The 18,946-nt window shown below is 71.2% G+C and carries 20 protein-coding genes; 5 read left to right on the top strand and 15 right to left on the bottom strand.

The annotated features are described in order from the left end of the window. Nucleotides 1–5: 5 nt before the first annotated feature. The 4 genes from I6J71_RS20710 to I6J71_RS20695 all read right to left on the bottom strand — a co-directional run bounded on the left by I6J71_RS20710 (nucleotide 6) and on the right by I6J71_RS20695 (nucleotide 1,873). The gene (locus I6J71_RS20710; protein WP_204096210.1) at nucleotides 6–449 is read right to left on the bottom strand and encodes an SRPBCC domain-containing protein; all 444 of its coding nucleotides are present in this window, start codon (nucleotides 447–449) and stop codon (nucleotides 6–8) included. Beyond that, nucleotides 446–763, bottom strand: a complete 318-nt coding sequence (locus I6J71_RS20705; RefSeq protein ID WP_204096209.1) for a helix-turn-helix transcriptional regulator — start codon at nucleotides 761–763, stop codon at nucleotides 446–448. The genes I6J71_RS20710 and I6J71_RS20705 overlap by 4 nt, the downstream gene beginning before the upstream one ends. 5 nt (nucleotides 764–768) lie before the next feature. Beyond that, the gene (locus tag I6J71_RS20700) at nucleotides 769–1,155 is read right to left on the bottom strand and encodes a VOC family protein (protein WP_204096208.1); all 387 of its coding nucleotides are present in this window, start codon (nucleotides 1,153–1,155) and stop codon (nucleotides 769–771) included. Between the two features lie 280 nt (nucleotides 1,156–1,435). After that, on the bottom strand, nucleotides 1,436–1,873 hold the full coding sequence (locus tag I6J71_RS20695; protein ID WP_204096207.1) for a GFA family protein: 438 nt from the start codon (nucleotides 1,871–1,873) through the stop codon (nucleotides 1,436–1,438). A gap of 335 nt (nucleotides 1,874–2,208) precedes the next feature. On the opposite strand from I6J71_RS20695, the gene I6J71_RS20690 reads away from it, so the two are divergent. Further along, on the top strand, nucleotides 2,209–3,552 hold the full coding sequence (locus I6J71_RS20690; RefSeq protein WP_204096206.1) for an MFS transporter: 1,344 nt from the start codon (nucleotides 2,209–2,211) through the stop codon (nucleotides 3,550–3,552). 59 nt (nucleotides 3,553–3,611) lie between these two features. On the opposite strand, the gene I6J71_RS20685 is transcribed toward I6J71_RS20690, so the two are convergent. The 6 genes from I6J71_RS20685 to I6J71_RS20660 form a co-directional block, all read right to left on the bottom strand. Beyond that, on the bottom strand, nucleotides 3,612–4,991 hold the full coding sequence (locus tag I6J71_RS20685) for an SPFH domain-containing protein (protein WP_370542221.1): 1,380 nt from the start codon (nucleotides 4,989–4,991) through the stop codon (nucleotides 3,612–3,614). Nucleotides 4,992–5,109: 118 nt separating this feature from the next. After that, the gene (locus I6J71_RS20680) at nucleotides 5,110–5,544 is read right to left on the bottom strand and encodes an NfeD family protein (RefSeq protein WP_204096205.1); all 435 of its coding nucleotides are present in this window, start codon (nucleotides 5,542–5,544) and stop codon (nucleotides 5,110–5,112) included. 93 nt (nucleotides 5,545–5,637) lie between these two features. Further along, the gene (locus I6J71_RS20675) at nucleotides 5,638–6,444 is read right to left on the bottom strand and encodes a DUF3097 domain-containing protein (RefSeq protein ID WP_204096204.1); all 807 of its coding nucleotides are present in this window, start codon (nucleotides 6,442–6,444) and stop codon (nucleotides 5,638–5,640) included. Between the two features lie 76 nt (nucleotides 6,445–6,520). Continuing rightward, on the bottom strand, nucleotides 6,521–7,393 hold the full coding sequence (locus tag I6J71_RS20670; protein WP_204097163.1) for an aminoglycoside phosphotransferase family protein: 873 nt from the start codon (nucleotides 7,391–7,393) through the stop codon (nucleotides 6,521–6,523). Next, complete coding sequence (locus tag I6J71_RS20665) at nucleotides 7,378–8,187, bottom strand: SCO1664 family protein (RefSeq protein ID WP_204096203.1); 810 nt, start codon at nucleotides 8,185–8,187, stop codon at nucleotides 7,378–7,380. The genes I6J71_RS20670 and I6J71_RS20665 overlap by 16 nt, the downstream gene beginning before the upstream one ends. Before the next feature lie 8 nt (nucleotides 8,188–8,195). Then, entirely contained in the window at nucleotides 8,196–8,771 is a 576-nt protein-coding gene (locus I6J71_RS20660) for a DUF3090 domain-containing protein (RefSeq protein ID WP_204096202.1), read from the bottom strand. A 118-nt stretch (nucleotides 8,772–8,889) separates the two neighbouring features. Between I6J71_RS20660 and I6J71_RS20655 the strand changes: the two genes are divergently transcribed. The 4 genes from I6J71_RS20655 to I6J71_RS20640 are packed head-to-tail and all read left to right on the top strand — an operon-like array spanning nucleotide 8,890 to nucleotide 12,851. Next, entirely contained in the window at nucleotides 8,890–10,821 is a 1,932-nt protein-coding gene (locus I6J71_RS20655) for a prolyl oligopeptidase family serine peptidase (RefSeq protein ID WP_204096201.1), read from the top strand. After that, the gene (locus I6J71_RS20650; protein WP_204096200.1) at nucleotides 10,818–11,717 is read left to right on the top strand and encodes an LD-carboxypeptidase; all 900 of its coding nucleotides are present in this window, start codon (nucleotides 10,818–10,820) and stop codon (nucleotides 11,715–11,717) included. Before I6J71_RS20655 ends, I6J71_RS20650 begins: the two co-directional genes overlap by 4 nt. A gap of 2 nt (nucleotides 11,718–11,719) precedes the next feature. Then, nucleotides 11,720–12,133: a TIGR03668 family PPOX class F420-dependent oxidoreductase gene (locus tag I6J71_RS20645; RefSeq protein WP_204096199.1), complete on the top strand. Its 414-nt coding sequence runs from the start codon at nucleotides 11,720–11,722 to the stop codon at nucleotides 12,131–12,133. A 10-nt stretch (nucleotides 12,134–12,143) separates the two neighbouring features. Continuing rightward, on the top strand, nucleotides 12,144–12,851 hold the full coding sequence (locus tag I6J71_RS20640; RefSeq protein WP_204096198.1) for a hypothetical protein: 708 nt from the start codon (nucleotides 12,144–12,146) through the stop codon (nucleotides 12,849–12,851). On the opposite strand, the gene mptB is transcribed toward I6J71_RS20640, so the two are convergent. The 5 genes from mptB to I6J71_RS20615 form a co-directional block, all read right to left on the bottom strand. After that, entirely contained in the window at nucleotides 12,848–14,416 is a 1,569-nt protein-coding gene (gene mptB, locus I6J71_RS20635; RefSeq protein WP_204096197.1) for a polyprenol phosphomannose-dependent alpha 1,6 mannosyltransferase MptB, read from the bottom strand. The two genes, I6J71_RS20640 and mptB, sit on opposite strands and share 4 nt — an antisense overlap. 160 nt (nucleotides 14,417–14,576) lie before the next feature. Further along, on the bottom strand, nucleotides 14,577–15,347 hold the full coding sequence (locus I6J71_RS20630; RefSeq protein ID WP_204096196.1) for a tyrosine-protein phosphatase: 771 nt from the start codon (nucleotides 15,345–15,347) through the stop codon (nucleotides 14,577–14,579). 1 nt (nucleotide 15,348) lies between these two features. Further along, nucleotides 15,349–17,004 (bottom strand): ABC transporter ATP-binding protein, encoded by a 1,656-nt coding sequence (gene nikE, locus I6J71_RS20625; RefSeq protein WP_239155098.1) that lies wholly within the window; start codon nucleotides 17,002–17,004, stop codon nucleotides 15,349–15,351. After that, nucleotides 17,001–17,915 (bottom strand): ABC transporter permease, encoded by a 915-nt coding sequence (locus I6J71_RS20620; RefSeq protein WP_204096194.1) that lies wholly within the window; start codon nucleotides 17,913–17,915, stop codon nucleotides 17,001–17,003. The genes nikE and I6J71_RS20620 overlap by 4 nt, the downstream gene beginning before the upstream one ends. Continuing rightward, nucleotides 17,912–18,943, bottom strand: a complete 1,032-nt coding sequence (locus I6J71_RS20615) for an ABC transporter permease (protein ID WP_204096193.1) — start codon at nucleotides 18,941–18,943, stop codon at nucleotides 17,912–17,914. Before I6J71_RS20615 ends, I6J71_RS20620 begins: the two co-directional genes overlap by 4 nt. Between the last annotated feature and the right edge of the window lie 3 nt (nucleotides 18,944–18,946).

Below are 18,946 nucleotides of genomic sequence, written 5' to 3'. Positions count from 1 at the left end.
CGGGCTCAGCCGGGAAGCACGCTGAGCACGCGTTCCAGCGCCCGGCGCACGTGCGAGCGCCAGCCGCCGCCCATGATCCGCCGTGCGGCGCGCTGGAACTCATCGTCCGGGTCGAAGCCTTCGTGGGTGAGGAACAGCCGCGTGCCGCGGCCTTCCGGGACGAGCCGCCACGTGACGGTCCACTGCGGACCCCACCGGATGCTGAGCTCACGCTCGGGATCGGCCACGAGCACCTCGCACTGCACCGGCCCGCCCGCGAACCCGGCGGCGGGCACGGGCTCGGCGAGCAGCTCGAACCGGTGCCCCACCACGGGTTTGATGTCGTTGGGCATGGTCAGCCACCGTTCGAGCAAGTCGGGCTCGGTCAGCGCGCGCCACACCTTGCGGGCGGGGTGCGGGAGGAATTGGTCGACGTGGATCGCCGTCGGGTCCTCCGGGGTCGCGGTCACAGATCCTCCTCGTCGAGCAGGTCGCGCAGGGCGGCGAGCTTCGTGCGCCAGAACTGCTCGAACGGGCTCAGCCACTGCGTCACTTCCTCGAGCGGGCCGGCTTCGAGCGAGTAGACGCGGTGGCGCCCGGTCCGCTGCTCGGTGACCAGGCCGGCTTCGCGCAGCACGCGCAGGTGCTCCGACAGGCTGGGGCGGCGCATGGCGAAGCGCTCGGCGAGATCGCCCGCGGCCATCGGGCCGTCGAGCAGCAGCCGCAGGACCTCGCGCCGCGCCGGGTTGGCCAATGCGGCGAAGACGTCGTCGTTGACGGGCACGGCGCTCAGTTCGGCCGGTTGCCGAACGCCGAAGGCTCGAGCAGGCCGACGCCGTTGCCGTCGAGGTCCTTGATCGAGGTCGCCCGGCCCCAGGGCATCGTCTGCGGTTCGGGGACGTCGACCCCGTTGGCGCGCAACGCCGTGATGTCGGCATCGAGGTCGCTCGTGTCGAGCTGGAAGTGCAGGGGCCCGGCCAGGTGCACCCCGCTGATCGGGTAGTCGACGAGCACCAGGCCCGTCTGCGCGCCCTTCGGCGCCACCATCACGAACCGCCCGGCGGGGCCGGCACGGTCGACGACGACGTCGAGGCCGAGCTTGCCGACGTAGAAGTCCCGGGCAGCGGCCTGATCGGCCACGGGCACGGTGACGAACTGGATGCGGGAGACGGTCATGACCGCAACAATAGGTAGGAGAATTCCTACGTGTCAAGGTGGCCGGTGTGCTCATGCCGCCGGGGCGGCGAGCACGCGGTACCCGGCCGCTTCGCCGGCGAGGCTGCTCCGGGCTGCTTCGCCGGGCGGTGACGCCGGCCCGGAGCAGCGCCGGCCTCGCGTCACCGGAAACGGAGCCGGGTGGTGTGCCGGCATTTCCGCCGGTACACCACACTCGATGAAAGGCGCTTGATTCCGCGCATCGCCGCCAATTCAGGCCGGCCGCGAATTCGCGCGGGAATTATTTCGCGTCGCCGTCGAAGCGCACGCGCGCCGGGTTCGGTTCGACCCACGGCTGCGCGCGGCGGCCCCACACCTCTGCGGTCGGGGCCAGCCACGACCGGTCGTCGAGGGTGCCGCCTTTGACGATCAGGATGCCGGGTGTCTCGTGGAGAATCGTGAAGATCGGTGTGCCGCAATCGCTGCAGAACAGCCGGTCGCGCAGGTGGCCGTTCTCGGTTCCGGTGGTCTGGTGGGACTTCGGCGTGCCTTCGATCTTCACCGCGTCGCGGGCGACCAGGACGTTCTCCGAGAACGCCGAGCCGGTGTGGCGCTGGCACTCCTCGCAGTGGCACAGGACGACGAGTTCGGGCTCCGCCTCAAACCGGTAGGCGATCGAGCCGCACAGGCAGTGCCCGGTTCGCACCGCGGGGGCGGCCGTCGTGCCGGTGCTCGCCATTTTCTGGTTCTCCTTCACGTTTTCGCCGGGCACAACCGGACCCGGCAAGAAATGGTGGTGGCTCCCGGCGAATCCCGGGTGGACGGTGGACGGTGCCGGAAGGCCTGCCCCGAGTATCACTGCCGGTTTTCGTTCGTGCCTGTCCCAGCTGGGCGTAGGCACACCGCGCGCAGGACACGGCGGAAGATCGATCCACGGGGTACCTGTCGGGTGGATTCCGGACACAGTGGGTGACAGAACGAAAGGACCATGCCGGGTCCTTCGCTACGAATCGGCGGAACCAGCGCCGGTGCCTCACACTACAGGGTGACGTCTGTCACGAGAGGTGTGCAGCAATGGTTCTAGGTGACAACGAAGTCAGCCAGTCGGTCAAGGCTTCCTCCGGGGACCGCCGGATTCAGGTGCGGCGGGCGGCGCTCGCCGGCTCGATCGGCACGACGATCGAATGGTACGACTTCTTCCTCTACAACACCGCCGCGGCGCTCGTTTTCCCGCACTTGTTCTTCCCCGCCTCCTCGGGGTACGCGGGGGCGATGCAGTCGTTCGCGACCTACGCCGTCGGGTTCGCGGCGCGGCCGGTCGGGGCGGCGATCTTCGGGCACTGGGGCGACCGGCTCGGGCGCAAGGCGACGCTGATCATCACGCTGCTGCTGATGGGCCTGTCCTCGGCTGTCGTCGGAGTGTTGCCGGGCACGGCCGCGATCGGGATCGCCGCACCGTTGATCCTGGTGCTGCTGCGGTTGATCCAGGGCATCGCGATCGGCGGTGAGTGGAGCGGATCCGTACTGCTCGCGATGGAGTGGGGCAATCAGCGCAAGCGCGGGCTCCTGGGGAGTTTCGCGCAAATCGGCGTCCCGGTCGGGTTGGTGCTCGGCACCGGTGGCATGACGCTGCTGTCGGCGACGCTCTCGCCCCAGCAGTTCAATTCGTGGGGCTGGCGGATCCCGTTCCTGCTCAGCCTTGTGCTCGTGGCCATCGGCCTGGTGATCCGGCTGCGGATCCTCGAGACGCCGATGTTCGCGGCGGTGGTGGCGAACAAGAAGACGTCGAAGGCACCGGTGAAGGACGCGGTGCGCCACCACTGGCGCGAGATCCTGCTGTCGGCGGGGCTGCGCTTCAGCGAGCAGATGCCGTTCTACCTGTTCACCAGTTTCGTGCTCGTATACGTGGTGGAGCGCCCGGAGTTCAGCAAGACGTTCATCCTCAACGCGGTGCTCGTCGGCGCCGCCGCCGAGCTGGTGCTGATCCCGCTGTTCTCGCAGCTGTCCGACCAAGTCGGGCGGAAGCGGGTGTACCTGACCGGTTCCGTGCTCACCGGGGTCATCGCGTTCCCGTACTTCACGGCGCTCACCCACGGCGGGCACGCGTTGGTCTTCATTGCCGTGATCGTGTCGCTGGTCGCGCACTCGATGCAGTACGGGCCGCAGGCGGCGCTCATCGGGGAGAGCTTCCCGACGCACCTGCGCTACGGCGGGGCCGGCCTGGGTTACCAGCTCGCCTCGGTGTTCGCGGGCGGTCCGGCGCCGCTGCTGGCGACGTGGCTGCTGCACGAGACCGGGACGCCGTACTCGGTGTCGATCTACATCGTGCTCTCGGCCGTGGTGACGGTCCTGTGCGTGGCCATGCTGCCGGACCGGTCGAAGGCGAACATCGCGGACATGAGCGTGTACGCGCGCTGACCGGCGAAAAAAGGTGGGGCACCGGATTTCTCCGGTGCCCCACTTCGTGTTCGAGGGTGTCAGCGGCCCTGCGGCGGCGGGCCGCCTTGCGGGCCACCGAACGGGCCCTGGTGCGGGAACGGGCCGGTGCCCGGCCCTTGCCGGCCGCCGCCGAACTGCTGCGGCGGGCCCTGGTAGGGGCCGCCCGGCGGGGCCGTCGGGGGCTGCGGCTGCGGGAGCGAAGGCGGGCCCTGGTGCTGCATACCCGGCGGCGGAGTGGACGGCGCCCCGCCCGCCGGTCCCTGCGGTGGTTCGGGCGTGGGCGGCACCGGCGGTTCGGCTTCCTCCTGCGCCTCGACCGACCCGGCCTGCAAGGTGGGCGACGGGCCGCCGATGCCGCGGCGGTGCGGGTGCTCTGGGGTGCCGAGCGGGCCCGGGACTTCCTTGCGCGCCACGGCTTCCGCGGCGGCGACGGCCTCGGCGACCTTCGGGTCGCTGGTGGTGTCGAACCAGCCGGCGACCTCGTCGTCCTCGAGATCGGGCTTTTCGGGGGTGTCGTCCTTCGGCGGTTCGTAGCGGAACACGCCGTCGTCGCCCGGGGCGCCGAGCGCGCGGGCGAAGCCTTCGAGGGCCTTGCCGTAGTCGCTCGGGATCATCCAGACCTTGTTCGCGTCGCCCTGCGCCATCTGCGGCAGGGTCTGCAGGTACTGGTAGGCGAGCACCTCGGGCGTCGGGCGGCCGGCCTTGATGGCGGCGAACACCTTTTCGATGGCCTTCGCCTGGCCCTGCGCCTGCAGGTAACGGGCGGCGCGTTCACCCTGCGCCCGCAGGATGCGGGACTGCCGTTCGGCCTCGGCCGCGAGGATCGCCGCCTGCTTCTGGCCTTCCGCGGCGAGGATCTGGCTCTGCTTCTGGCCTTCCGCCGTCTTGATCGACGACTCCCGCTGACCTTCGGCGGTGAGGATCATCGCGCGCTTCTCGCGGTCGGCGCGCATCTGCTTTTCCATCGAGTCCTGGATCGACGGCGGCGGCTCGATCGCCTTGAGCTCCACGCGTGCCACGCGGATGCCCCAGCGGCCGGTGGCCTCGTCGAGCACGCCGCGCAGCTGGCTGTTGATGGCGTCGCGGGAGGTCAGCGTCTCCTCAAGGCTCATGCCACCGACCACGTTGCGCAAGGTGGTGGTGGTGAGCTGCTCGACACCGATGATGTAGTTGGAGATCTCGTACACCGCGGCGCGCGAGTCGGTGACCTGGAAGTACACGACGGTGTCGATGTTGACCGTCAGGTTGTCCTCGGTGATCACCGGCTGCGGCGGGAACGAGACGACCTGCTCGCGCAGGTCGATCCGGGCGCGGACCTTGTCCAGGAAGGGCACCAGGAAAGTCAGGCCGGGCGAGGCGACTGTGCGGAACCGGCCGAGGCGCTCGATCACCGCCGACTGGGCCTGTGGCACCACCATGATCGCCTTGACCACTGTGATGATGACGAACAGTGCCAGTAGCGCGACCACGACGATCGCTATAGTCGACAAGAGCGTTTCCCCTTACCTAGTACCGATTTCCGACGTTCCGGCGAAGTCACGACAAGACGTCCACCACGGCGGTGGCACCGGAGATCTCGACGACGGTGACGCTGGTGCCGGGCGCGATCGGCGGCTGCGACTCGTGCACGGCGCGCGCGGACCACACCTCTCCCCCGATCTTCACCCGGCCGGCATCGAAGTCCACTGTGGACACAACAACGGCGCGGACGCCGATGAGCGCGTCGGTGCCCGTGCGCACGTGGGAGCCGGCGAGGAAGCGGCGCTTGAGCGCGGGCCGGGCGAGCGCGAGGAGCCCGACGGAACTGACGGCGAACACGGCGACGTCGATGAAGATGTTCCCGGTGATCGCTTCGGACCCGGCACCCAGCAGGGCGGCGATGCCGAGCATGATCAGCACGAAGTCGCCGGAGATGACTTCGGCGATCATCAGGACGATGCCGATGATCAGCCAGATCAGTGCCGCTGCCATGTGCTCATGCTCTCAGATCGCGCCGGTTCGCACCGGGCAAGTGACTCGACGTGACCGACGCGTAACCTTGCACGAACCGGACACATCGGACGCTCATCCGGCGGGTTCGGTGACGAAGTCGATGAGCCGCTCGACGGCGCCGATGAGCGGGGTCTCGAGGTCGCGGAAACTGCTCACCGCCGCGAGAACCCGTTGCCAGCCCTCGTAGGTCTCGCCCCAGCCGAGCGCCTCGCAGATGCCGGCCTTCCATTCCACGCCGCGCGGGATCTCGGGCCACGCGCGGATGCCGACGGCCGCGGGCTTCACCGCCTGCCAGATGTCCACGTACGGGTGACCGGTCACGAGCACCTGCTCGTCGTGGATCTGCCCGACCAGCCGGGACTCCTTGCTGCCCTTGACGAGGTGGTCGACGAGCACGCCGAGCCGGCGTCCCGGCCCGGTGCCGAATTCGGCGATCCGCTCCGCCAGCACGTCGACGCCGTCCAGCGGTTCGACGACCACCCCCTCGACCCGCAGGTCGTGGCCCCAAACGCGTTCGACGAGCTCCGCGTCGTGCTTGCCCTCCACCCAGATCCGCGAATCCCGGGCGACGCGGGCCTGCAGGCCCGGCACCTTCACCGATCCCGACGCCGACACCCGCCGCACCGGTGCCGCGGTCTTGCGGACCGGCACGAGCGTGACGGGTTTGCCCTCCAGCAGAAACGCCGCCGGCCCGAGCGGGAACACGCGGTGGCGGCCTTTCGCGTCCTCGAGGACGACGTTTCCGTGCTCGATCTTCACGACCGCACCGCAGTAACCGCTGGCGGGGTCCTCCACCACGAGTCCCGGCTCGGCCGGTACCTCGGGCACCTTCCGCTTGCGCGGACCGGCCAGCACGTCGTCGTAGGAATGTGAGCGCACGGCCGTGCACGCTAGTGCCGTGGAGGGGCCGCGTCGTCGCGCCACGCCGGGCGGGTGGGTCGGCCTGGGGAGTTCCTTACGCCGCGAGCCGTAGCACCGCGTCGGTGAACGGGGTCGGGCCCGTACGGCGCAGAGGTCCCATCGCGACAAGCGGAGCGAGGGCCACGCACCATGCGCGGGTGCGGGCGGGGTCGGGCAGGAGGGCGAGGCCGTCGTCGAGGGTGCCGCCGGCCGACAGCGTCAGGTAGGCCCAGTCGACGGCGTCGAACGCGGCATCGCCGTGGCACGGGCGCGGGTCGATGGCGACGATGCCGCGATCCGGCCCGGCGTCGAGGACGTTGCCGGGGTGCAGGTCGCCGTGGACGAGGGCGATCGGACCGGTCGTGGCGAGCATGGCGGCGCGGGCGCGGCCGGTGTGCAGCAGCTGCCACGGCAAGTGCGCTTCGGCGCCCGAGCCGCGCAGGCGGCGTTCGGCGAGGTCGAACATCGCGTGGACGCGCTCGAGCTGGGTCGGGAACGCGCCGGTGACCGGCACGCCGTGGAGCTGGCCGAGCAGGTCGCGGACCTGGTCCCACGGGATCTCGGCGTCGGTCAGGGTGGTGCCGGGAGTGAGGCCTTCGAGCAGGAGCGCACCTTCGGCGAGGTCGGTGTCGAGCACCTGCACGACCCGCGGGAGGGATGCCCACGCCCGCAGCGCCGTGGCTTCGGCCGACACGATCGCGGGGTCGGGGCAGAGTTTCAGCACGCGCGGTCCGGCCGGGCTGTCGCACAGCAGCGTGCGGCCCGTGTTGCCCGGGCGGGCCTCGCGCACGGTGAGGTCCCAGCGGGTGGCCAGGCGCGTGACGAGGGCGGGCAGCCCGTCGCACCACGGTTCGACCGCGGGACCGAACCGGTCGAGCAGGCGGGCGCGGGCGGCGGTGTCGAGCGCGTCGGTCAGAACAGCGGCCAGGGGATGGCGCGCCAGTCGTCGCCCGGTTCGGGGAAGACGGCCTCGGCGAGCAGGAAGTCGGTGCGTTGTTCGAGGGCGCGGATCTCGAACGTGGTCAGGTGCTCACCGAGGGCGGCGCCGAGCTGCCCGTCGAGGTCCGAGCGCAGCTTCCGCAGCTTCTCCGCGGTCTCGGCGCCGAGGGGTTCACCGATCCAGCCCCACAGCACGGTCCGTAGCTTGGGGTCGGTGTGCAGGCAGATGCCGTGGTCCACGCCGTAGACGCGGCCGTCGGTACCGGCGAGCAGGTGCCCGCCCTTGCGGTCGGTGTTGTTCACGACGACGTCGAGCACGGCCAGCTCGCGCATGCCGGGGTGGTCGGCGTGGACCAGCACCGCCGGTTCACCGAGCCGGTCGTGGGCGTGCAGCACGGTGCGCCAGCCTTCGGGGACCTCGTCGGGCGCGCAGACGTCGACGAGCTCGTCCTCTTCGGCGGTCTCCACCCACAGCTGGACCATGCCGGGTCCGAACGGCCCGTCGCGCAGCACCGTGGGCGGGATGGCGCCGAGCCCGCTGCGGTCGGCGATCATGGCGGTCGCGACTTCGCGGCCGGCGAGCGTGCCGTCGGGGAAGTCCCACAGCGGCCGCTCGCCCGACACTGGCTTGTACACCACGCGGCCGGTGACGCCGTCGAGCTCGATCGCGCAGAAGAGCGTGACGTTGGAGGCGTCGACGAGCCGGCCCTCGACGTCGATGCGCCCGTGGGTGACGAACTCGCGGGCGGCGGGGTCCGTCGGCTCCGGAGCGGTGGTCGCCACGCTCGGCCTCAGTCCTCGGCCACGTCGACGTCGCGGCGGTAGCCGTTCTGCCGCGGGCAGATGTGCCCGGTGGGATCGAGGGGCTCGCCGCACAGCGGGCAGGGCTTGCGGCCGGCGTTGACGACGCGGTCGGCGCGCTCGGCGAACGCGCGGGCGGCAACCGGCGTGAGGAAGACCCGCACGGCGTCGGGCCCTTCCTCGGTGTCGTCGAGCACGACGGTCTCGTCGACCTCACCTTCGGTGATCGCGAGCAGTTCGATCACAACGGCGCTGGAGTCGGCGTCCCAGCCCAGGCCCATGGTCCCGACGCGGAACTCCTCCTCGACGGGCACCGTGAGCGGGTCCACGTCGAGCTGGTCCTCGGGAACGTCGGCGGGCACGTCGGCGCCGAAGCGGCTGGCGACCTCCTCCAGCAGCGAGCTGAGGCGCTCGGCGAGTACGGCCACCTGCTGTTTCTCGATCGTCACGCTGATCGTCCTGACATCTTCCGACGCCTGGAGGTAGAACGTGCGATCGCCGGGCTCGCCGACGGTTCCGGCGACGAACCGGTCGGGCTTGCGGAAGACGTGGATTACGCGAGACATAGCACCCCCGACCCTAGGCCACAGGCGCTTGATCGGCATCCGCCGCCCCTGGTTGGCGGGATTTCGGTGCGGTACGTGCGGGTGCGGACACGCTGCGGATCGCCGTTAGGCTTTCCGGGTGCCACAGATCTCTGCATACGGAACCTGGACCTCACCCGTTTCGGCAGCGGACGTCGCGGCGGCGGGGGGAGGCGCGCAGTGGCTCACGACGGTCGGTGACGAGCTGTGGTGGGCCGAAGCGCGTCCCGCGGAGGGCGGCCGGGTGGCCCTGGTGCGGGAGGTGCCGGGCGGTGGCGTCGAGGACGTGCTGCCGGCGCCGTGGAACCTGCGCAACCGCGTCCACGATTACGGCGGCCGGCCCTGGGTGGTGGCCGGCGGGGTGGTGGTGTTCACGCACTGGGCCGACCAGCGCGTCTACGCCTCCGTCGACGGCGTGGTGACGCCGCTGACGCCGGAACCGGCCGAGCCGCAGGGCGTGCGCTACGGCGACCTGCGTCCCGGGCGCGAGGGTGAGGTGTGGGCGGTGCGCGAGCGCAGCACCGGCCCGCGGCGCACGGACATCGCGCGGGAGCTCGTGGCGATCTCGCTCGCCGGCGCCCCCGAGCGCGTCCTGGTCGAGGGGCATCGGTTTTTCACCGCCCCACAGCTTTCACCCGACGGCGCGCACGCGGCGTGGCTGGCCTGGGACCACCCGGCGATGCCGTGGGACGGCACGGAGCTGTTCGTCGCGCCGGTCGGCGCGGACGGCGTGTTCGGGGCGGCCAAGGTGCTCGCCGGTGGCCGGGACGTCGCGGTGTGCCAGCTGGAGTGGGAGACAGCGGACGCGCTGCTGGCGCTGCTGGACCCGGAAGGCTGGTGGAACCTGCACCGCATCTCGCTCGACGGGTCGGTGACGAACCTGGCGCCGGTGGAGCAGGAGTTCGGCGGCGCGATGTGGAAGCTCGGGGCGAGCTGGTTCACCCCGCTGGGTGGCGGCCGGCACGCCGTCCTCGCGTCGGGGCAGCTGGCGGTGCTCGACGAGCACGACGGTTCGGTGACGCGCGTGGCCGAGGAGCTGAGCGAGTGGTCGGCCTCGGGGCTGGCCGCCGTGCCGGGTGGGGTCGCGGGGATCGCGGCCGGCGCCGACCGCGAGAGCGCCGTGGTGCGCGTCGATCTCGGGGCGGGCACCTGGACGGCGCTGACGCCGCAGCCGGCCGACCTGCCGGCGAAGGAGTACCTGCCGGTGCCGCAGGAGCGCGTGTTCACCGCGGCCGACGGCGCCCGGATCCCCGCGTTCGTGTTCCCGCCGGCCAACCCGGACTTCGTCGCGCCCGAGGGTGAGCGGCCGCCCTACCTGGTCCACGTGCACGGCGGGCCGACCGGGCGCAGTGACGCGGCGCTGGACCTGACCGTCGCGTACTTCACCAGCCGCGGCATCGGCGTCGTGGCGGTGAACTACGGCGGGTCGACCGGCTACGGCCGGGCGTTCCGCGAGCGGCTGCGCGAGCAGTGGGGGGTCGTGGACGTCCAGGACTGCGTCGCGGTGGCCGAGGCGCTCGTGGCCGAGGGCTCGGCCGACGCGGCGCGCCTGGCGATCCGCGGCGGCAGCGCGGGCGGGTTCACCTCGGCGGCGTCGATCACGATGACCCGCACCTACGCGGCCGCGACGATCAAGTTCCCGATCCTCGACCTCGCGACCTGGACCGGCGCGGGCGGCGAAACCCACGATTTCGAGTCGCAGTACCTCGAGGGGCTGGTCGGGCCGTACCCGGAGACCGAGCAGCGCTATCGGGAGCGCTCGCCGATCACGCACGCGGGGTCGCTGGCCGGCCCGGTGTTGTTCCTGCAGGGGCTGGAGGACCAGATCTGCCCGCCGGAGCAGGCGGACCGGTTCGTCGCGGGCTTGGCCGGCAGCGGCGTCGAACACGCCTACCTGCGGTTCCCGGGTGAGCAGCACGGGTTCCGGCGTGCGGAGACGATCGTGACGGCGCTGGAGGCGGAGCTGTCGTTCTACGGGCAGGTGTTCGGGTTCGCGACGCCCGACGTGCCGAAGCTGGAACTCGCGCGATGAGACCACCACGGTTGGTGGCGGGTGACACGGTGGCGCTGATCGCGCCGTCCGGGCCGGTCGCGCCGGACCTGCTCGACGCGGCGCTGCCCGTGCTGCGCGGGTGGGGCGTGAAGGTCCGCGTGGGTGACGCGGTGCGCGGCTCGGGGGCCGGGTACCTGTCGGCGCCGGACGAGGTGCGGGCGGCCGAGTTCACCGATGCGTGGCTCGACCCGGAGGTCGCGTGTGTCCTGGCCGCGCGTGGCGGGTACGGCGCGCAGCGGATGCTGGAGCTCCTCGACTGGTCCGCGCTGCGCGCGGCCGGACCGAAGGTGCTGGCCGGGTCGTCCGATGTGACCGCGCTGCACCGCGCCGTCGCGACGCACCTGGACCTGGCCACGCTGTTCTGCCCCATGCCGGCTTCGGTCCTGTTCGACGAGGCGGCGGCCGAACACCTTCGGCACACGCTGTTCGAACCCGAACGCACCCGCGTGCTGCGCGCCCCAGGCTCGGACGTGCTCGTGCCGGGCCGCGCGTCGGGCGTGCTGGTGGGCGGGAACCTGTCGCTGCTCGCCGCGGGCGTGGGCACGCCGGAGCGGGGTTCGGCGCACGACGGGATCGTGCTGCTGGAGGACGTGACCGAGAGCGCCTACCGGATCGACCGGATGCTCACGCAGCTGCTGCGTTCCGGCTGGTTCGCCGGGGCGCGCGCGGTGGTGCTCGGTTCGTGGGCCGCGTGCGGCGATCCGGCGGAGATCCGCGCGCTGCTGCTGGAGCGCCTGGCACCCCTGGAGGTCCCGGTGCTGGGCGACTTCGGGTTCGGGCACGTGGCGTCGTCGCCGACGCTGCCGCTGGGCGCGCGGGCGTCGCTGGACACCGAACTCGCCACGATCACCCTCGACTCCCCCGCCCTGGCCTGATCATGCGCCTGTCCGCTTCGGAAGCACGGGCCCGCTTCGCCGCTTCGCGGGTGGCCCGCCTCGCGACCGCGTCGGCCTCCGGCGTCCCGCACCTGGTCCCGGTGACCTTCGCCGTGGCCGGCGACGAGATCGTCTTCGCGGTCGATCACAAACCCAAGTCCACGACCTCCCTGCGGCGCCTGGCGAACATCGCGGAGAACCCGTCGGTGACCTTCCTGGTCGACGTCTACTCCGACGACTGGACGCAGCTGTGGTGGGCCCGTGCGGACGGCGTGGCCCGCGTGCTGGACGCCTCCTCGCGCGCCGAACCGGTGTCGTGGCTGGTGGCGAAGTACCCGCAGTACACGGAGCATCCGCCGGAGCACGCGGTGGTGTCCACGGTGGTCCGGTCCTGGCGCGGCTGGGCGGCTTCGTAACAGTCATCCGGTGATCGACGATCTTGGTGCCGTGCACAGACGGATCTTGTGGAAAACGGTGGTGTTGTCCGGTCTTGCGGTGCTGGCCGTGGGGTGTTCCTCCGGTTCGGCGCAGCCGCCGGTCGGTTCGGCACCGAAGCCGTCGCCCGTGTCGAGCAACGCGCCCCCTTCGTCGGTGGTGCATCCGCCGACGCTCGAGCGGTTGCTGCCGACCGAGAATGAGTTGGCGGAGGTCGGGCAGGACGAGTATGTGCAGCCCGTCGAATACATCATCGGCGCGACCACGCCGTTGCGGCTGGTGTACGCCTGTGGGGTGCCGCAGCCGTGGGACTCGAAGGCGAAGCTGGGTGCGCAGGCACGCTCGGGCGACCAGAACGGGCAGATCGCACAGCTCGTGGCCGAGTACGACGGCTACACGGGAGCCCAGATCGTGGCTGGCGTGAAGAAGGCGCTCGCCTGCGGCCACGTGACGATCAAGGACGAAGACTTCGGTTCCATCGGCGAGTTCACGGCGCCGAAGGTGGCGGATGCGCAGTACGGGTTCTGCGCAGCGCCGACCGATGGAATCAAGGTCAACGTCTGTGTGCTGGTGATCGCCAACGGCGACCGTGCGGAGTCATTGGTCTACAAGGGCAAATTCGGAACGGGCAAGGCGGCAGGCCAAGCGGTGGTGAAGAAGGTCGCGCCGTTGTTCGCCGACGCCCTCGGACGGCCCTAGTCGAGAGAGGCGGTCGTCGGAGCCGCGGGGAGGAACTCTTCGTCCCGCGGTTTCCGCCACGCCGTGATGAGACCCAGCGGGTCCGGTCGCAGCAGGGACGCGGCCGCGTAGAGGCTGACCACGACGACGATCGCGATGAACCACCAGTCGTAGAGGGCCTGTTCGCCAGTCGGGTAGTAGACGAGGGTGACGAAGACCGACACCGCCACGACCGCGGAGAGGTTGCGCCGCTCCCAGGGGAACGCCGAGATGAGCACGAAGCCCCACGTGAGGTACCACGGCAGGGTCGGCGGCATGAGGATCGCGACGGCCAGCAGGGTGATGGCGGCGCGGTAGACGGCCTGGGGGCCGCCGTCGCGGGAGAGCCACCACTGGCGGATGCCGAAGGCGGCCAGGGCGAGCATGGCGAGGGCGCGGGCGACCGTCACGAACGGCGAGGACGGGACGTTGGCGACGAGGTGCACGAGGTTGTACACGGCTTCGCCGATGCCGGTCGGGAAGTTGAGCCAGTTCGCGATGAGCTGGGGTGCCTTGAGGCCCGACCACCAGCCGAGGTTGAGCGAGCCGAGCGAGAGCCAGGTGCCGGCGACGAACACGGGCAGGAAGAGCCCGACGGACGCGGCGCCGGCCTTGAAGAAGTTCTTCACCTTCGACTCACCGCTCATGTTCGCGGCCCACATCCACACGAGAAAGGGCAGCGCGACGGCGGCGGTCGGTTTGATGAGCATGCCGATGGTGACGAGCACGACCGCGACGACGTGCTTGCGTTCGAGCGCGGCGAGGACGCCGGTGGTGAGGAACCCGAGCATCATCAGGTCGTTGTGGGGGCCGCCGAAGAGGTGGATGACCATCATCGGGCTGGCGACCGCGAGCCACAGCGCCACGGGCAGTTTGCCGCCGAGGTGCTTGACGAGCCGCGGCAGCGCCCACAGCGTCATGCCGAGCCCGACGAGCAGGACGACGCGGGTGAGGATCACGCCGGCGATCATGTTGTCCTGCGTGACGGACACGATGCCCTTGGAGATCAGCAGGAACAGCGGCCCGTACGGGGCGGGGGTGGTCTGCCACAGGGGGTGCACGTTCTGCACGACGTTGGGCAGCACGTCGAGTTCGGCGGGGCCGTTGGCGTACGGGTCGAGCCCGTAGAGCAGCTGGGCGCCCTGGCCGAGGTAGGAGAACACGTCGCGGGTGAACAGCGGCGGCGACACCAGCAGGGGAGCCATCCAGCACAGCGCGGCGACCAGGATGGGCTTGCTGCCGATGCGGCCGGCGAGCACGTAGCGGCCGAGGCGGACCCACGCCCACACGACGAGCGCGAAGCCGAGGTAGAGCAGCCCGTTGGCGAGCGCGCGGCCGTGGCCGTAGCGGATCCACGACAGCGGGCCGTGGCCGAGGACGGGGTCGCGGATCAGGATGCCACCGGCGCCGAGCGCGGCGAGCATGAGCAGCGTGGTCCCGATGGTGCCCATCGCGATCGTGCGGTACGGGAACCGCGAGGGCGTGAAAAGCTGCGCGTCCGGGGCGCTGATCACGGACGGCTGCGCGGAGTCGGTGGTGGTCGCCATTTCGATCCAGGAGATTACCGGGTGAATCTTCGCCTCACCGCACGGGCTCCCGCACGGACGGTGTTCGCGCACCTGTTCGCACGCGGTGTGCGCGGTTGGCCCGGTTTCGCGCGGTCGATCCTGGTCGGAGCGGGTTGTGTCCTCGTGAGCCGGCTCGACCCTACGCCGCGGTGAGGAGCCGGCGCCGGACCTCGTCCAGCGCGGCGGCGCTCGCACCGGCCGCCAGGAGGTACTGGCGGGCGTCGAAGCCGTCGAGGGTGGTGAGCAGGGCGTCGGTGGTGGTGGTGCCGCGCCGGGTGAGGATGGCTCTGATCATCGGGCTTTGGTCCGCGACACCGAGTGCTGCGTAGAAGGGCCGGACCGCTTCGGTGGACAGGTCGTAGTCGGCGGCGATGGCTTCGGGTTCGACGTCGGCGAGGGACAGCAGCAGGAGCGCGGTCAAGCCGGCGCGATCCCGGCCGGAGCCGCAGTGGAACAGGACGCCGCCGGGTTCGGTTCGGGCGATGGCCTCGATGAGCGCGGCGCAGCGCGCGCCTTTGTGGTGGAGGAAGAGCGGGTAGTAGAGCGGGCTGCCGTCGAGTTTTTCGTCGCTGATGCAGCGCCAGAGCTCGACGTCGTCGACGTCGTCGAGCGGGACTTCGACGCGGGTGATGCCGGGCGGTGTGACGGCCCCGCTGGGGTCGGCGGCCAGCCGTGCCGAACCGGCGAACCCCGGCTGCTCTGCGTGGGGCCGGATCTCGGCGGGGTTGCGCAGGTCGATCACGGTCCGGAGGCCGGCTGCCCGTGCCTGGGCCCAGCCGGTCCCGGTGACGAACCGCAGGTCGGCTGCGCGGTAGAAGGCGGCGCGGCGGGTGGTGCCGCCCTCGCGAGTCGGCAGGTCGCCGAGGTCTCGGGTGTTGAAGAAGCCGTCCCAGGTGACTGCCCGGGCCACGTCAGTGCCCGGTTCCCGCGCGTTGGGCGGTGCCGCCGGGCAGGGCGGCGAGCAGGGAGCGGGTGTACTCGTGGCGGGGGTCGAGCAGGACCTGTTCGACGGTGCCGGTTTCGACGAGTTCGCCGCCGTACATCACGGCGACGCGGTCGGCGATGTTCCAGGCGAGGCCGAGGTCGTGGGTGATCACGAGCCCGGCGAGGCCGAGTTCGCGGCGCAGCCGCAGCAGCAGGGCGAGGATCTCCCCGCGCACGGATGCGTCGAGGGAGGCGACGGGTTCGTCGGCGACGAGCACGGCCGGTTCGAGCGCCAGGGCGCCGGCGATGACCACGCGCTGGCGCTGGCCGCCGGACAGTTCGTGGGGCAGGCGGTCGAGGAACTTCTCCGGGGGCCGTAGTTCGGCGGCTTCGAGGGCGCGCAGCACGGTGTCGCGTTCGGCGGGCAGGCCGTGGATACGCGGGCCTTCGGCCACGGCTTCGTAGACGGTGTGGGCGGGGTTGAGGGCGCTGGTGGGGTCCTGCAGCACGAGCTGGACCTTGCGCCGGTACGCCCGCAATGCGGCGCCGCCGGTGGGGATGGGCTGCCCTTCGTGGCGGACGGCGCCGGAGTCGGCTTTCTGCAGGCCCAGCAGCGTGCGCGCGAGGGTGGTCTTGCCGGAGCCGGACTGGCCGACGAGCGCGACGATCTCGTCGCGGCCGACCGTGAGGTCGACGCCGTTGACGGCGTGGATGCGTTTGCCGGTGCGGTCGCGGAAGCTCACGTGCAGGTCCACCGCTTCGAGCAGCGGGGTGTCGCCCGGGCCGGCGCGGTGTTCGGGTTCCGGGGGCAGCGGGGTGCTGGTGGCCGGGGCGAAACGGGACACCGGGTCGCCGACGGTGGGGAACGCGGCGGCGAGTGCGCGGCTGTGCTCGTGGTGCGGGTCGGTCATGAGCTCGGCGCTGGGGCGTTCCTCGACGACTTGCCCGTCGTACATGACGGCGATGCGTTCGCAGGTCGCGGCGAGCACGGACAGGTCGTGGCTGATCATCACGAGCCCGATGTCCTGCTCGGCGACGAGCTTGGACAGCAGTTCGAGGACCTGCGCCTGCACGATCACGTCGAGTGCGGTGGTGGGTTCGTCGGCGATCACCAGGCGGGGTGAGCACGCCAGCGCCATCGCGATCATCACGCGCTGTTTCTGTCCGCCCGACAGTTCGTGGGGGTAGGCGCCGGCGCGCGCGGGCGGGAGGTCGACCTGTTCGAGCAGTTCGGCGACGCGGGCTTTGATCCTGGCCTCGCCGGGCTGCGGCCCGTCTTCGGGCGGGTGCAGGCGCAGGGGTTCGGCGATCTGCTCGCCGATGCGGCGCACGGGGTTGAGGGCGTGCATCGCGCCCTGGAACACCACGGACGCTTCGGCCCAGCGCACTGCGCGCAGCCGGCCCCAGCGCATGCTGGTGACGTCTTCTCCGTCGAGCAGGATCTGGCCGGTGACCTGGGCGCTGCGCGGCAGCAGGCGCAGCACGCTCATGGCGACGGTGGATTTGCCGGAGCCGGACTCCCCCGCCACGCCGAGCGTGCCGCCGGCTTCCAGGCGCAGGTCGACGCCGCGGACGGCGGGGACGTCGCCGCTGCCGGTGCGGTAGGTGACGCCGAGGTTCTTGAGTTCGAGCAGGGCGGTCACGAGTGTTGTCCTTTGAGCCTGGGGTTCAGCACCGTCTCCAGCCCGCGGCCGACCAGGGTGAAGAACAGCACGACGAGCACGATCGCGAGGCCCGGCGGGAGCAGGTTCCACCATGCCCCGCGGCTGACGGCGCCGTTGTTGAGGGCGGTCTCGAGCATCGCGCCCCAGGAGATGGAGCTGGGGTCGCCGACGCCGAGGAACGACAGGGTTGCGTCGGCGATGATCGAGTTGCCGACGACGAGGGTGGTGTTGGCGAGTACGAGGGGCGCGACGCCGGGCAGGACGTGTTTGCCGACGACGTGCAGGTGGCCGCCGCCGAGGGCGCGGGAGCGCTCGATGTAGGGGCGGCTTTCGATGGTGAGGGTCTGGGCGCGCACCAGCCGGGCGGTGCTGGGCCAGGCGGTGACGCCGATGGCGAGCACGATCGTCCAGATGCCCTGGGGCAGGACCGCCGACAGCGCGATCGCGAGCACCAGTGACGGCAGGACGAGGAAGAAGTCCGTGAACCGCAGCAGGATCGTGGAGAGCCAGCCGCCGAAGTGCGCGGCGGTGATGCCGATGACGGTGCCGATGAGCACGGACAGCACGGTGGCGGCGAATCCGACGAGCAGCGAGATGCGGGTGCCCCACATCGTCAGCAGGAGCACGGAGCGGCCGTCGATGTCGGTGCCGAGCCAGAACTGCCCGTCGGGTGGGCTGAGCGGGTGGCCGGTGGCTTTGGTGACGTCGAGGCCGTCGGAGTCGCTGATGACCGGCAGCAGCAGGGCGAGCAGGACGGTGAGCACGAGCAGGACCAACCCGGTGAGCGCGGCTTTCTGGCCGGCGAACTCGTGCCAGGTGCGGGTGATCCCGGCGCGGCGGCGGCGCCACGCGATGGCGCGCGGGGTCTCGGACAGAGCGGGGGCGGTCATGCGGTGCGCACCCTCGGGTCGAGCACGCGGTAGAGCAGTTCCGCGAGCAGGTTCATCAGGACGACGGCGCCGGCGAGCACGACGAAGACGCCTTGCAGCACCGGCAGGTCCGGGCCGTGGAGGGCGTCGTAGGTGAGCTGCCCGAGGCCGGGCCAGGAGAACACGGCCTCGACGGTGACGGCGCCGGAGACGACCATGCCGAACTGCATGAACACGAGCGTCACGGTGGGCAGCAGCGCGTTGGGCACGGCGTGGCGGCGGCGGACGAGGTCGTCGCGCAGGCCCTTGGCGCGGGCAGTGGTGAGGTAGTCGGCGTTCATCTCCCCCAGCAGCGACGAGCGCATCACCAGCATGTACTGCGCGTAGAACACCGCCAGCAGCGTCACGCACGGCAGGACCAGGTGGTGCAGCACGTCGAGGCCCTGGGCGAGGAAGCCGGGGCCGGCGTCGGGTGAGTGCATGCCGCGGCTGGGGAACAGGCCGCCGGTGACGACGAGCAGCAGCAGGCCGAGCCAGAACTGCGGCACCGACCACAGGGTCAAGGCGATGCCGGTCTGAGTGCGGTCGAAGAAGCTGTCGCGTTTCCACGCGGCGCGGATGCCGAGCCACAGCCCGAGGGCGACGGCGAGCACGGTGGCGCTGCCGACGAGCAGGACCGTGGGCCACAGGCGTTCGCCGATCATGTCGAGCACGGGCCGGCGTTCGATGTAGGAGGTGCCGAAGTCGCCGCGGAACAGGCCGGTGAAGTAGTCCCAGAACTGGGTGAGCAGGGGCTTGTCGATGCCGAGGCGGTCGCGCAGTTCGGCGATCTGGGCGGGGTCGGTGGGCCGTTCGCGGACCATGAACGCCACGGGGTCGCCGGGCAGGAGCCGGAACAGCAGGAAGCCGAGCACGATCACGAGCAGGATGCTGGCGATCGCTTCGGCGACCTTCGTCGCGACGAACCGGAGGGTCCCGGTCCCACCTCGGTGCTCGTCGGGGTCGACGAGCACCGAGGCCTGGTCGGAGGAGGTGAGTGCCTGAGTCAAGAC

It is taken from the genome of Amycolatopsis sp. FDAARGOS 1241, from assembly GCF_016889705.1.
In the GTDB taxonomy this organism is placed as follows: Bacteria; Actinomycetota; Actinomycetes; order Mycobacteriales; family Pseudonocardiaceae; genus Amycolatopsis.
This window is presented reverse-complemented; position numbering and strand designations above follow the sequence as displayed.

Excerpts from the sequence above, each read along its gene's own strand:
- I6J71_RS20700 (WP_204096208.1), bottom strand. The coding sequence starts at position 1,155 with ATGACCGTCTCCCGCATCCAGTTCGTCACCGTGCCCGTGGCCGATCAG.
- I6J71_RS20695 (WP_204096207.1), bottom strand. The coding sequence starts at position 1,873 with ATGGCGAGCACCGGCACGACGGCCGCCCCCGCGGTGCGAACCGGGCAC.
- I6J71_RS20690 (WP_204096206.1), top strand. The coding sequence starts at position 2,209 with ATGGTTCTAGGTGACAACGAAGTCAGCCAGTCGGTCAAGGCTTCCTCC.
- I6J71_RS20685 (WP_370542221.1), bottom strand. The coding sequence starts at position 4,991 with ATGGTGGTGCCACAGGCCCAGTCGGCGGTGATCGAGCGCCTCGGCCGG.
- I6J71_RS20680 (WP_204096205.1), bottom strand. The coding sequence starts at position 5,544 with ATGGCAGCGGCACTGATCTGGCTGATCATCGGCATCGTCCTGATGATC.
- I6J71_RS20660 (WP_204096202.1), bottom strand. The coding sequence starts at position 8,771 with ATGTCTCGCGTAATCCACGTCTTCCGCAAGCCCGACCGGTTCGTCGCC.
- I6J71_RS20650 (WP_204096200.1), top strand. The coding sequence starts at position 10,818 with ATGAGACCACCACGGTTGGTGGCGGGTGACACGGTGGCGCTGATCGCG.
- I6J71_RS20645 (WP_204096199.1), top strand. The coding sequence starts at position 11,720 with ATGCGCCTGTCCGCTTCGGAAGCACGGGCCCGCTTCGCCGCTTCGCGG.
- mptB (WP_204096197.1), bottom strand. The coding sequence starts at position 14,416 with ATGGCGACCACCACCGACTCCGCGCAGCCGTCCGTGATCAGCGCCCCG.
- I6J71_RS20620 (WP_204096194.1), bottom strand. The coding sequence starts at position 17,915 with ATGACCGCCCCCGCTCTGTCCGAGACCCCGCGCGCCATCGCGTGGCGC.